11 protein-coding genes and 1 pseudogene are annotated in these 12,333 nt (G+C 65.5%); 9 read left to right on the forward strand and 3 right to left on the reverse strand.

Annotated elements, in window-relative coordinates; translation table 11 throughout:
• The first annotated feature begins 60 nt into the window (after positions 1 to 60).
• From rhlB to EKL94_RS15040, 9 genes and pseudogenes are all read left to right on the forward strand, one after another.
• Positions 61 to 1,782 (forward strand): ATP-dependent RNA helicase RhlB, encoded by a 1,722-nt coding sequence (gene rhlB / locus EKL94_RS15005; protein ID WP_126929684.1) that lies wholly within the window; start codon positions 61 to 63, stop codon positions 1,780 to 1,782.
• A 158-nt stretch (positions 1,783 to 1,940) separates the two neighbouring features.
• Entirely contained in the window at positions 1,941 to 2,627 is a 687-nt protein-coding gene (gene ftsE, locus EKL94_RS15010) for a cell division ATP-binding protein FtsE (RefSeq protein WP_049424090.1), read from the forward strand.
• A 3-nt stretch (positions 2,628 to 2,630) separates the two neighbouring features.
• Positions 2,631 to 3,578 (forward strand): permease-like cell division protein FtsX, encoded by a 948-nt coding sequence (ftsX, locus tag EKL94_RS15015; RefSeq protein WP_099588825.1) that lies wholly within the window; start codon positions 2,631 to 2,633, stop codon positions 3,576 to 3,578.
• Between the two features lie 7 nt (positions 3,579 to 3,585).
• Complete coding sequence (locus EKL94_RS15020; protein ID WP_099604709.1) at positions 3,586 to 4,428, forward strand: response regulator; 843 nt, start codon at positions 3,586 to 3,588, stop codon at positions 4,426 to 4,428.
• A gap of 9 nt (positions 4,429 to 4,437) precedes the next feature.
• Positions 4,438 to 5,151, forward strand: a complete 714-nt coding sequence (ung, locus tag EKL94_RS15025) for a uracil-DNA glycosylase (protein WP_126929685.1) — start codon at positions 4,438 to 4,440, stop codon at positions 5,149 to 5,151.
• A gap of 277 nt (positions 5,152 to 5,428) precedes the next feature.
• A complete protein-coding gene (rpoH, locus tag EKL94_RS15030; protein ID WP_006397457.1) occupies positions 5,429 to 6,304 on the forward strand; it encodes an RNA polymerase sigma factor RpoH in 876 nt (291 codons plus the stop codon).
• Between the two features lie 348 nt (positions 6,305 to 6,652).
• On the forward strand, positions 6,653 to 6,850 hold the full coding sequence (locus EKL94_RS22690; RefSeq protein ID WP_260473437.1) for a hypothetical protein: 198 nt from the start codon (positions 6,653 to 6,655) through the stop codon (positions 6,848 to 6,850).
• A gap of 18 nt (positions 6,851 to 6,868) precedes the next feature.
• Positions 6,869 to 7,624, forward strand: a pseudogene (locus EKL94_RS22695) (RHS repeat-associated core domain-containing protein); the annotation flags it as partial.
• Positions 7,625 to 7,683: 59 nt separating this feature from the next.
• Entirely contained in the window at positions 7,684 to 8,115 is a 432-nt protein-coding gene (locus EKL94_RS15040) for a DUF2247 family protein (protein WP_185830039.1), read from the forward strand.
• 226 nt (positions 8,116 to 8,341) lie between these two features.
• Here the strand turns inward: EKL94_RS15040 and purD are convergent, their stop codons facing one another.
• Genes purD through purH form a run of 3 tightly spaced genes read right to left on the reverse strand, consistent with a single transcriptional unit; the run spans position 8,342 to position 12,162 of the window.
• Positions 8,342 to 9,625: a phosphoribosylamine--glycine ligase gene (gene purD / locus EKL94_RS15045; protein WP_126929687.1), complete on the reverse strand. Its 1,284-nt coding sequence runs from the start codon at positions 9,623 to 9,625 to the stop codon at positions 8,342 to 8,344.
• Positions 9,626 to 9,683: 58 nt separating this feature from the next.
• Positions 9,684 to 10,562, reverse strand: coding sequence for a hypothetical protein (locus EKL94_RS15050; protein ID WP_126929688.1), 879 nt, complete (start codon positions 10,560 to 10,562; stop codon positions 9,684 to 9,686).
• A 16-nt stretch (positions 10,563 to 10,578) separates the two neighbouring features.
• A complete protein-coding gene (purH, locus tag EKL94_RS15055; RefSeq protein ID WP_126929689.1) occupies positions 10,579 to 12,162 on the reverse strand; it encodes a bifunctional phosphoribosylaminoimidazolecarboxamide formyltransferase/IMP cyclohydrolase in 1,584 nt (527 codons plus the stop codon).
• Positions 12,163 to 12,333 lie beyond the last annotated feature (171 nt).

A 12,333-nucleotide genomic window follows, 5' to 3' on the forward strand; every position in this document is an offset into this window, starting at 1 on the left:
GCCCCTAGACGATGAAGTGCCAGCCGCCCCACGGGCCGGCGGCCATACCAAGACGGACTCATGAGCGACAAACCGCTGACCGATTTGACCTTCTCCTCCTTCGAGCTGCATCCGGCCCTGCAGGCCGGCCTTGAAGGAGCCGGATTCACCCGCTGCACCCCGATCCAGGCGCTGACCCTGCCGGTCGCGCTGCCCGGTGGTGATGTTGCCGGCCAGGCCCAGACCGGCACCGGCAAGACCCTGGCCTTCCTGGTCGCTGTCGTGAACCGCCTGCTGACGCGTCCGGCCCTGGCTGACCGCAAGCCGGAAGATCCGCGCGCGCTGATCCTCGCCCCGACCCGCGAACTGGCCATCCAGATCCACAAGGATGCAGTGAAGTTCGGTTCCGACCTGGGCCTGCGTTTCGCGCTGGTCTACGGCGGCGTGGATTACGACAAGCAGCGCGAACTGCTGCAGCAGGGCGTGGACGTGATCATCGCCACCCCGGGCCGCCTGATCGACTACGTCAAGCAGCACAAGGTGGTGTCGCTGCACGCCTGCGAGATCTGCGTGCTGGACGAAGCCGACCGCATGTTCGACCTGGGCTTCATCAAGGACATCCGCTTCCTGCTGCGCCGCATGCCCGAGCGCACCACCCGCCAGACCCTGCTGTTCAGTGCCACCCTCAGCCACCGCGTGCTGGAGCTGGCCTACGAGCACATGAACGAACCGCAGAAGCTGGTGGTTGAAGCCGAGACCATCACCGCCGCGCGCGTGCGCCAGCGCATCTACTTCCCGGCCGACGACGAGAAGATCCCGCTGCTGCTGGGCCTGCTGTCGCGCAGCGAAGGCGCACGCACCATGGTCTTCGTCAACACCAAGGTGTTCGTCGAACGCGTTGCCCGTTCGCTGGAAAAGGCCGGCTACCGTGTCGGCGTGCTGTCCGGTGATGTGCCGCAGAAGAAGCGCGAGAGCCTGCTCAACCGCTTCCAGAAGGGCCAGCTGGAAATCCTGGTGGCCACCGATGTGGCCGCGCGCGGCCTGCATATCGACGGCATCAAGTACGTCTACAACTACGACCTGCCGTTTGACGCCGAAGACTACGTGCACCGCATCGGCCGCACCGCGCGCCTGGGCGAAGAGGGTGATGCGATCAGCTTCGCCTGCGAACGCTATGCCATGGGCCTGCCGGACATCGAGGCCTACATCGAGCAGAAGATTCCGTCCGAGCCGGTCACCAAGGAACTGCTGACCCCGCTGCCGCGCCCGGAACGCCCGGCTCCGGCTGCAGGCGAGGAAGGCGAGGACAACGAAAGCGTCGGCCAGATCTTCCGCGAAGCGCGCGAAGCCCGCGCCGCCGAGGAAGAGCGTCGGGGCGGTGGCCGTAGTGGCGGCCGTTCAGGCGGCGGTGGTCGTGGTGGTCGCGACGGTGAGCGCAGTGGCGAGCGCCGTTCGCGTGGCCCGCGCAAGCCGCGCGTGGAAGGCGAGCAGGGCGCTGCCGCCCCGGCCGCCGGTGCTGAAGGCGCCGTTGCCCAGGCCCCGCGTCCGCCGCGCCCGCCGCGCGCCGAAGGCGCACCGGAAGCTGCGGTGGACGGCGAGCACAAGCCGCGCAAGCGCCGTCGTCGTCGCCATGGCCGTCCGGTCGAAGGTGCCGAGGGCGTGCAGAACGCCGCCGGCAATGGCGCCAGCCCGGTCACCCCGGTGCAGGTGGTGGCCAAGCCGGTGCGCACGGCTGCTGATACCGGCGATTCGTTCCTGACCCGCATCGGCCGCAAGATCCGCCGGATGCTGTCGGGCAACTAAGCCGTCGATGGTGGGTGCGGACCTTGGTCCGCACTGCCCCATGGGGTAGGGTAGTGCCGGCCGCTGGCCGGCAGCTGTGTGGGTTGCCGGCCAGCGGCCGGCACTACCGATCGTGCGACCGTCTCCACGACGTCGCGCCGGTCCTGCATAATCGGGGCATGAGTGTCCTGCGCTTCGACAATGTCAGCAAACAGTACGCCGGTGGCCACGAGGCACTGACCGATGTCAGCTTCGAGGTCGCGCCGGGCGAGATGCTGTTCGTCACCGGCCATTCCGGTGCGGGCAAAAGCACCCTGCTCAAGTTGATCCACCTGGACGAGCGGCCCAGCCGCGGCGCGGTGGTGTTCGACGAGCGCAACCTGCTGAAGGTGCGTGGCGGCGACGTGCCCCGCCACCGTCGCGCGGTGGGTGCGGTCTACCAGGACCATCGCCTGCTGATGGATCGCTCGATCGCCGAGAACGTGGCGCTGCCGCTGATCCTGCGCGGCACCCGCCGTGGCGACATCAGCAAGCGCGTGCGCTCGGTGCTTGAGCGCATGGGCCTGGGCCACCGCGAGAAGGCGCTGCCCTCGCAGCTGTCGGCCGGCGAGCAGCAGCGCGTCGGCATCGCCCGCGCCATCGTCGGTGAGCCCAAGCTGCTGGTGGCCGATGAACCAACCGGCAACCTCGACCCGACCCTGGCGGCGGAGATCATGGCCCTGTTCGCCGAGCTGCCCTCGCGCGGCACCAGCGTGCTGGTGGTCAGCCACGACCTGCCGCTGCTGCGCCGTATGCGCAAGCGCGTGCTGATCCTCGACCACGGCCGGCTGGTGGATGACATCTCGCCGCAGGACCTGGCGGAGTAACCGATGGCGAAGAACGAAAACAGCGAAGCCGCCGCCCCGTCGCGCGTGGGCGTCTGGTTCCAGCACCACGTGCACAGCGTGGTGTTCAGCCTCGGCCGCGCCTGCCGCAAGCCGTGGGCGACCCTGCTGACGGTGATGGTCATGGCGCTGGCGCTGGCCCTGCCGCTGGGCCTGTCGATCGCGCTGGACAACCTCAAGCAGTTCGCCGGCAGCGTGCAGCAGTCGCGCGACATCAATGTGTTCCTGAAGGGCGACGTCGATGGCCCCGGCGCGCTGCGGCTGGCCGGCCAGCTGCGCGACCGCGACGACGTGGCCGAAGTGAACGTGCGCACGCCCGAACAGGGCCTGCAGGAACTGCGCGATGCCGGCCTCGGCGAGGCAATCGACGCTCTCAACGACAACCCGCTGCCGTCGCTGCTGGTGATCACCCCGGGCCAGGGCAAGGACGACGCACGCCTGGCGCGCGCGCTGGAAAGCCTGCCCGAGGCCGACCTGGTGCAGCACGACGCACTGTGGCGCCAGCGCCTGGATGCCTGGCTGGCGTTCGGCGCACGGCTGGTGCAGGTGCTGTCGGTACTGCTCGGCGTCGGCGCCGCGCTGGTGGTCGGCAACACCGTGCGCCTGGACATCCAGGCCCGCCGCGAAGAGATCGGCGTGCTGCAGCTGCTTGGCGCCAGCGATGGCTTCATCCGCCGCCCGTTCCTGTACCTGGGCGCGTGGTATGGCCTGGGTGCCGGTGCGGTGGCGCTGGCCCTGATTGCTGCGGCCGGCGCCGCCCTGCGCGTGCCGCTGGCCGAACTCTCGCGCAGCTACGGCAGTCCGTTCGTGCTGCACGGCCTGGACCTGCTGCATGGCAGCCTGGTCCTGCTCGGCACGCTGCTGCTGGGCTGGCTGGGCGCGTGGCTGGTGACCGGCCACTTCCTCCGCCAGACCCGCCCGACCGACACCTGAGACCGGCATGCAACCGCAAGCGCTGAAGCACCTTGAGGGGCCCGCGACGCGGGTGATGGTGGTCGATGGGTCGAAGCTGGTCCGCAAGCTGATCGCCGATGTCCTGCAGCGCGACCTGCCGGGCGTGGAGGTGATCGGCTGCGACAGCATCGAGGATGCGCAGTTGGCGCTGGCGCAGGGCCCGGTGGATCTGGTGACCACCTCGCTGACCCTGCGTGATGGTGACGGCCTGGCACTGGCGCGGATGGTCCGCGAAGCCGCAGGCCAGGCCTATGTGCCGGTGATCGTGGTCTCCGGCGATGCCCAGCAGCACCTGGAGCAGCGCCGCTTCACCGAGTACGTCACCGACTATTTCGACAAATCGCTCGGCCATGAAGCACTGGCGACCTTCATCCGTGGCTACGTGCAGCCGCAGACCATTCCCGGCGCCACCATCCTCTACATCGAGGACAGCCGCGTGGTCGCCGAGGCCACCAAGCGCATGCTGGAACGCCAGCAGTTGAACGTGCTGCACGTGGTCAGCGCCGAAGAGGCGTTCACCCTGCTCACTGCCGAGTCGCTGGGCCGCAGCCGCCACCGCATCGACCTGGTGCTGACCGACGTCACCCTGAAGGGTGAACTGAGCGGCCGCGACGTGGTGCAGCGCGTGCGCGTGGACTTCGGTTACGGCAAGCGCCGCCTGCCGGTGCTGGTGATGACCGGCGATGGCAACCCGCACAACCAGACCGGGCTGCTGCAGTCCGGTGCCAACGACCTGGTGCTCAAGCCGATTGAAGAGCGCCTGCTGGTCACCAAGGTGCTGTTCCAGCTGCGCCTGGCCCGATTGAACGATGGACCCCTGATTCGATGAAGTGGCGCGATGATTGATGAAGTAGCCGGCACCCCGACGATCCAGCTCGAGCCGAGCTGGAAGCAGCATGTCGGCGATTACCTGATGCAGCCGCAGATGCGCGAGCTGTCCGGTTTCCTGCGCCAGCGCAAGGCCAGCGGTGCGGCGGTGTTCCCGCCCGGACCGCAGATCTTTGCCGCGTTCGATGCCACGCCGTTCGAGCAGGTGAAGGTGGTGATCCTCGGGCAGGACCCGTACCACGGTCGCGGCCAGGCGCATGGCCTGAGTTTTTCGGTGGCGCCCGGTGTGCCGGTGCCGCCGTCGCTGCTGAACATCTACAAGGAGATCGAGAGCGATCTCGGTATCCCGCGTCCGGACCACGGTTGCCTGATCCCGTGGGCGCAGCGCGGCGTGCTGCTGCTCAATGCCGTGCTGACGGTGGAAGAGGGCCAGGCCGGTGCCCATCAGGGGCGTGGCTGGGAAGGCTTCACCGACCACGTGGTGGATGTGCTCAACCGCGAACGCGACGGCCTGGTGTTCATGCTCTGGGGCGCGTACGCGCAGAAGAAGGGCAAGGTTATCGACACCCGCCGCCACCGTGTGCTGAAGTCGCCGCACCCGTCGCCGCTGTCGGCCCACCGCGGCTTCCTCGGCTGCCAGCATTTCTCGATGGCCAACGAGTACCTGCAGCGCCGCGGCCAGGCCCCGATCGACTGGTCGCTGCCGCCGCGTTCGGCGCTCTGAGCGGGCCGCCCGGCCCGGGCTGAACGCCTGGCAACGTTGCTGACCCTGAATGGGCCTCCAGAACGGCCCGTTCAGCTCCGCTTGACCGGAATCGGCCGGTTTCCGGTAGGTAATTGATTGAATTCCAAGGGATTGTGAATCCCGAAAAGCGTGCTCGCCACTGTCATCAAATCGCGCTACGGTAGGGCTCTGTTTGGGACCAGTGTTGCATCAATAGGATGCTGGAACTTTTTCCTCCTTTAGCAGTCCAAATCCCGGACTGCTAAGATGGGTGCCTATGAGCCAGAACACCTCTACTGCCCTTGTGGCAAACAATCTCCCGATTCCCAGTGCGCTCGGTTCGCTGGACGCCTACATCGGTGCCGTGCACCAGATCCCGGTGCTGTCGGTCGATGACGAACAGGACCTGGCCCGTCGCTTCCGCGACGGCAACGATCTGGACGCTGCCCGCGAGCTGGTGCATTCGCACCTGCGCTTCGTGGTGCACGTGGCCCGCGGCTACAACGGCTACGGCCTTGCCCTGGGTGACCTGATCCAGGAAGGCAACATCGGCCTGATGAAGGCGGTCAAGCGCTTCGACCCGGAGATGGGCGTGCGCCTGGTCTCCTTCGCCGTGCACTGGATCCGTGCCGAGATGCACGAGTTCATCCTGAAGAACTGGCGCATCGTGAAGGTCGCCACCACCAAGGCGCAGCGCAAGCTGTTCTTCAACCTGCGCAAGTCGAAGACGCGCCTGGGCTGGATGAACGCGGCTGAAGTGAGCGCGGTGGCCAAGGACCTGAACGTGTCCGAGCGCGAGGTCATGGAAATGGAGTCGCGCCTGTCCGGTCGCGATATCGGTTTCGATGCGCCGACCGACGAGGACAACGAACACGCGCCGCCGTCGCCGGCTGCGTACCTGGTCGCCAACGACGAAGACCCGTCGATGGCCTACGAGCGTGCCGACAGCGAAGACAACCAGATGCAGCTGCTGCGCGAAGGCCTGGCTGAGCTGGATGCCCGTTCGCGCGACATCATCCGCCGTCGCTGGCTGGATGCCGACAGCAAGGTGACGCTGCAGGAGCTGGCTGACGAATACGGCGTGTCCGCCGAGCGCATCCGCCAGGTTGAAGCGAACGCGCTGAAGAAGATGAAGGCGCTGTTCACCGCGTAAGGCATGGATCTTTGGTTCGGTTCCTAGTTCCGGCCCCCGTTCTGATGAAAAGTCCCGGCGTTGGTCGGGGCTTTTCGTTTGACCGGCATGGCTGTTGGTAATGCGGGCCGCTGATCGGCTGCTTCAGTAGTACCAGCCCATGGCGGGCAGTCATGCGCTTCCGGTAGCCGTTCAATCCCTCGCGAGGTTTATACCCAAGGGTCTGGTCCAATTCAGAATGGTCCCTCTGGCCTCAGTCCTAGAGTTGGACTCCGATGACTGCCTTCCTGTGCTATGAATGCCAAGCCTTGCTTCAAGGCTCTTTCATGGATTGGAATGATGCGCAGGTTCGGGGGAACTGCAGGCGGTGTGTCGACCCGCTTCGGGGGATTTGAAGATCGAACTCGCAAGCTCGGTGCCATAGGTGCCTGGCTGTGCTGCGTGCTGCTGATGGGCCTTGGCCTGTCACCATCCGCAATCGCCCAGACAACGATCACATACATTCACACCGATGCCCTCGGCTCGGTTGTGGCCGAAAGCGATGCCAACGGCAACGTCATCAAGTGATACGACTACGAGCCCTACGGGGCCGTGGTAGGTGGTCAGGTCACGGATGGACCTGGGTACGCTGGACATGTGAGCGACTCGGCCACAGGGCTGAGCTACATGCAACAGCGCTACATGGATCCACAATTGGGTGTGTTTTTGTCGGTAGACCCAGTCACCGCTCACCAAATGCCAGTTGAGCAGTTCAATCGGTATCGGTACGCGAATGGGAATTCGTACAGGTTCGTCGATGCGGATGGAAGGCAGGCCGCAGAGCGATTCGTTGAGCAGCATCGGAGGGATATTGCTGCCGGGAACGGCGCCGTATACGAGCCGATGAGACCGGCCGCAATCGCTGTTACAGCGGCAATGGCTGCCCCAGTGCTGATCGAAGCTGGCATGGTTGCGATGGCCAATCCAAGTGTCGTATCGGCAGCTACCAGTATCGCTGCTGATATCGCAGGAGTTACAGGTGCCGGTGGAGCAGGTGTGGCGGCATCCAAAGCTCTGAGTGCAGAAGGTCGGGCACTTTTGAATTCCCGGCCTGTGGGAAGTGCACTCAAAGGGGACGCTGGGCACAATTCAGCGACCTTTATGCGAGAGACCGCTGCAGAAGCAGGTGTTCATACTCCGTTGACAGGTGGCGACGGCGTGGTTCGCACTCTGACTCAGCTCCCCGGTGAACTCAATGGAAAGGCCGGTCGGTTTGAATACATAGTAGACAAAGCCGGAGACTTGACCCATCAAAGATTTGTAGAAGGTGGCAGCATGAACGGAATACCAAACAAGAGATGAGTGTCTACATGAGAACGTATGATTGTATTCAACCTTACGGGCCCTGGAGTCAGACCGAGATGGCGTGGGCAATGGGGCGCCATCTGATCGATTTTGAGGTGGTGAAACAATGCGGGTCAGGGCAGAAGGAGCTGAAGGAGGAATTCAATCTGAATTCCCTGATTCAAAGACTGGAAAGCGTTTCTCCTGAGGAGCGCAACAGGGTAGCTACACAGCTGACGGTACTCGATGAAAATCTAGACGAAGATGAAGTCTCCAGAAGGTGGCTTGTTGCACTCCTCACGGATCTTTACGCCAAGCGCGATGTGGTTGCTGATCCGCTCGGAGAGGTCGAGAAGATCTACGCTGATTTTGACTATCCGGAGTCTGTGGAAAGCTTTGTAAGGTACATGCCAGCTTCTGGTGGCTATGATCCCGCAGCGCATTCACATGAGCAGAACGTGGCGCGGCTCTTTGAGAACTGGAAAGCGTTTCTTGATTCCGCGAGATAGCGGATGAATTCCAGACAATCTCCCTCGCTTGGCGTGCGCCGCCTTGTCACGGAGAGTACCGTCCCGGCTTTCCATGCCGAGGACGGTGAAGATATCCAGAATCCCTTATCTGGTCCATCGCAAGGGTGAAGCGCTCGAATCAACAGCATTGCGACAGCCCTGCGCCGATACCTTCCGCCTGAATCCATCGACGGAAGGGCGACAGAGGCTGGACACGGCGCCTCCCTCACCCCTCGCGTGCGATCGCGCGCCAGCCGATGTCGTTGCGGTGGAACTCGTTGGCCCACGTCACCTTGGCTACGCCGGCGTAGGCATTGGCCTGCGCGTCGCGCACGCTGTCACCCAGCGCAGCCACACACAGCACGCGGCCGCCGGCGCTGACCACCTGGCCCTGCGCGTCCAATGCAGTCCCCGCATGGAACACCTTGGCACTGGCAGGTACGTCGTCCAGGCCGGAAATCACGTCACCGGTGATCGGCGCTTCCGGGTAGGGCTTGGCGGCCAGCACCACGCCCAGCGACGGGCGCGCATCCCACTGCGCTTCTGCCTGGTCCAGGCGGCCGTCGATGGCGGCTTCCACCAGCTCCACCAGGTCCGACTGCAGGCGCAGCATCACCGGCTGGGTTTCCGGGTCGCCGAAGCGCACGTTGAACTCGATCACCTTCGGCGCGCCGCTGGCATCGATCATCAGGCCGGCATAGAGGAAGCCGGTGAACGGAATGCCGTCGGCAATCATGCCCAGCACGGTCGGGTTCACCACCTCGCGCATCACCCGCGCATGCACCTCGGGCGTCACCACCGGCGCGGGCGAGTAGGCGCCCATGCCGCCGGTATTCGGGCCGGTGTCACCGTCGCCGACGCGCTTGTGGTCCTGCGAGGTGGCCATCGGCAGCGCATGCACGCCGTCCACCATGGAAATGAAGCTGGCTTCCTCGCCATCGAGGAACTCTTCGATCACCACGCGGGCGCCGGCATCGCCGAAGGCATTGCCCGAGAGCATGTCACGCACCGCGTCCTCGGCTTCGGCCAGGGTCATTGCCACGATCACGCCCTTGCCGGCGGCCAGGCCATCGGCCTTGACCACGATCGGTGCGCCCTTCTCGCGGATGTAGGACAGGGCGGCGTCCACGTCGGTGTGCACGGCGTAGAACGCGGTGGGGATGTTGTGGCGGGCCAGGAAGTCCTTGGCGTAGGCCTTGCTGCCTTCCAGCTGCGCGGCAGCGGCGGTCGGCCCGAAGATGCGCAGGCCGGCGGCGCGGAAGCGGTCGACCACGCCGGCCACCAGCGGTACTTCCGGGCCGACCACGGTCAGCGCCACGCCTTCAGCCTGGGCCAGCGCCAGCAGGCCGTCGATGTCGGTCACCTTCACCGCCACGTTGCGGCACTTGTCTTCGCTGGCGGTGCCGGCGTTGCCGGGTGCCACGATCACTTCGGTGACACGGGAGGACTGGGCCAGCTTCCATGCCAGGGCGTGTTCGCGGCCGCCAGAGCCGATGACAAGTACGTTCATCACGAGATTCCAGATTGCGTGGGAAGGGAAGATCGATATCCCCGGCGGCGCGCGTGGCTCACTCGCAGCCTTCGCGTCGCAGCGATTCGGGGAAGGAATAGGCCCAGGTCTTCGGGTCCAGGGTAAAGCGGTGTTCCTGCCGGACCTGCTTGCCACCACAGGTGGTTCCGGTTTCGTCGATCAGCAGCGGCCAGACGCGCGCGCTGCGGTCGCTGTCGTCGAAACGCAAGGCGAAATCGATGCTGAAGCGGCGGGTGCGGCAGTCAGTGGCCGTGTCGGGGTCGGCACTGGCGTCGACCGTGTCGCACTCGTACTGGGCGTCATTGTCGATATGACTGCGCACGCTGCCACTGGTAACCAGGCCGTTCGGGCCCGGCAGGATCAGCGACTGCGAGAGCAGCGAGAAACCCTGCCCGAACCAGCCGTCCTCGACGCGGAAACCATAGAAGTCGCTGCCGGCGCGGATGATGCTGGCGGTGCCGGGCTGGCCACCGCTGCCGAAGCGCTCGCCGGTCAGTTCGCTGGCCACTTCGAAGCCATCGTCCTTCGGGCGCAGCACGAAGAACTCGATGGTTCCTGGGTCGATGTGCGCACCATCGACCAGCGCACCACACACGGCCAGCAGCTGTTGCCAGCTGTCTCCGTTCACCACCGGTTGCTCCGCACAGACCTGCCAGTCCACCGGATGGGTGTCGTCGTCCTGGGTCCAGCTGCCGCGCCATTCACCGGAGAGCCTGGCGTTGCTGCCGTAACGCTGGACCAGGAAGGCCTGCAGCCGCGCGGTGCGGCTGACATGCTGTTCTGGTGCGGCGGGGGCCACCGCAGGCGCATCCACCTTCGGCGCCACGCTGGGCTCTGCAGCAGGCTTGCAGCCCACCAGCGCGGCCGCGCCCACGAGGGCGACGGCGGCCAGCGATTTCATCGAAACTGTGGACATCCGTGTCGCTCCAGGATCAATGACGGAAGTGGCGCACGCCGGTGAACACCATGGCCAGGCCATGTTCGTCGGCGGCGGCGATCACTTCGGCATCGCGCATCGAACCGCCCGGCTGGATCACCGCCTTGATACCGGCGGCCGCCGCGGCGTCGATGCCATCGCGGAACGGGAAGAACGCATCGGAGGCCATCACCGAACCCTCGACTACCAGGTTCGCGTCGGCGGCCTTGATGCCGGCGATGCGCGCGGAATAGACGCGGCTCATCTGCCCGGCGCCCACGCCAATCGTGCGGTTGTCCTTGGCGTACACAATCGCGTTGGACTTCACGAACTTGGCCACCTTCCAGGCGAACAGCAGGTCGGTGAACTGCTTGTCGGTCGGCGCCAGCTTGCTCACCACCTTCAGTTCGTCGCGTGTCATGCCGCGGTTGTCCGACGACTGCAGCAGCAGGCCCGAGCCCACGCGCTTGCTGTCGAAGTTGTTCAGGCCATCGCCATGCGGGATGCGCAGCACGCGCACGTTGGCCTTCTTCTGCGCGTATTCCAGCGCGGCCGGCTCGTAGTCCGGGGCAATCAGCACTTCGACGAACTGACGGTCCAGGATCACCTTGGCAGTGGCGGCGTCCAGCGGCTTGTTGAAGGCGATGATGCCGCCGAAGGCGCTGGTCGGGTCGGTGGCGTAGGCCAGTTCGTAGGCGTCGCCGTTGCCGGCACCGACGGCCACACCGCACGGGTTGGCGTGCTTGACGATGACGCAGGCCGGCGCGTCGAACTGGCGCACGCATTCCCACGCCGCATCGGCATCGGCCAGGTTGTTGTAGCTCAGTTCCTTGCCCTGCAGCTGCTGGAACGTGGCCAGCGTGCCCGGCACCGGGTACAGGTCGCGGTAGAAGGCGCCGCTCTGGTGCGGGTTCTCGCCGTAGCGCAGGTCCATCACCTTCACGAAGGTGGAGTTCATCTGCGCCGGGTACTCGGCACGCGCCGGCACGGCGGCGTCGGTGGCGGTGACCGCCGACAGGTAGTTGCTGATCGCGGCGTCGTACTGGGCGACGCGGTTGAACGCGGCCACCGAGAACGCAAAGCGGGTGGCGGCCGTCAGCTGGCCGTTGTTGGCCTCCAGCGAGGCCAGCAGTTCGGCGTACTGCGACGGGTCGGTGGCCACTGCCACGCGGGCGAAGTTCTTGGCCGCCGAACGCAGCATGGCCGGGCCGCCGATGTCGATGTTCTCGACCGCGTCGGCCAGGGTGCAGTCGGCCTTGGCGGTGACCGATTCGAACGGGTACAGGTTCAGCACCAGCAGGTCGATGGCACCGATGCCGTGTTCGGCCATGACCGCATCATCCAGACCCGAACGGCCCAGCAGGCCGCCGTGCACCATCGGGTGCAGGGTCTTGACCCGGCCGTCCATCATTTCCGGGAAACCGGTGACGTCGGCCACGTCCTTCACGGCCAGGCCCGCATCGCGGATCGCCTTGGCGGTGCCGCCGGTGGACAGCAGCTCCACGCCGCGTGCCGCCAGCGCAGTGGCCAGCTCGACCAGACCGGTCTTGTCGGAAACGGAGAGGAGGGCCCGGCGGACGGGCAACAGATCAGCAGTCATGGGACAGAATCGGCAGCGGAGCGGGGCCGATACGGGCCCTTTTACACATCTCCGAGCCCCCGGGACGGACTCCTATCTCGTTTTCCGGTTTCTCCTGGAAAAAAAAAAACTGCACCCCGAAAGCACAGACCACTGGCCACTGAGTACGGGTAGTTGTATGGACCACTATCA

The sequence above is a fragment of the Stenotrophomonas maltophilia genome (assembly GCF_003970865.1).
Lineage (GTDB): Bacteria > Pseudomonadota > Gammaproteobacteria > Xanthomonadales > Xanthomonadaceae > Stenotrophomonas > Stenotrophomonas maltophilia_AR.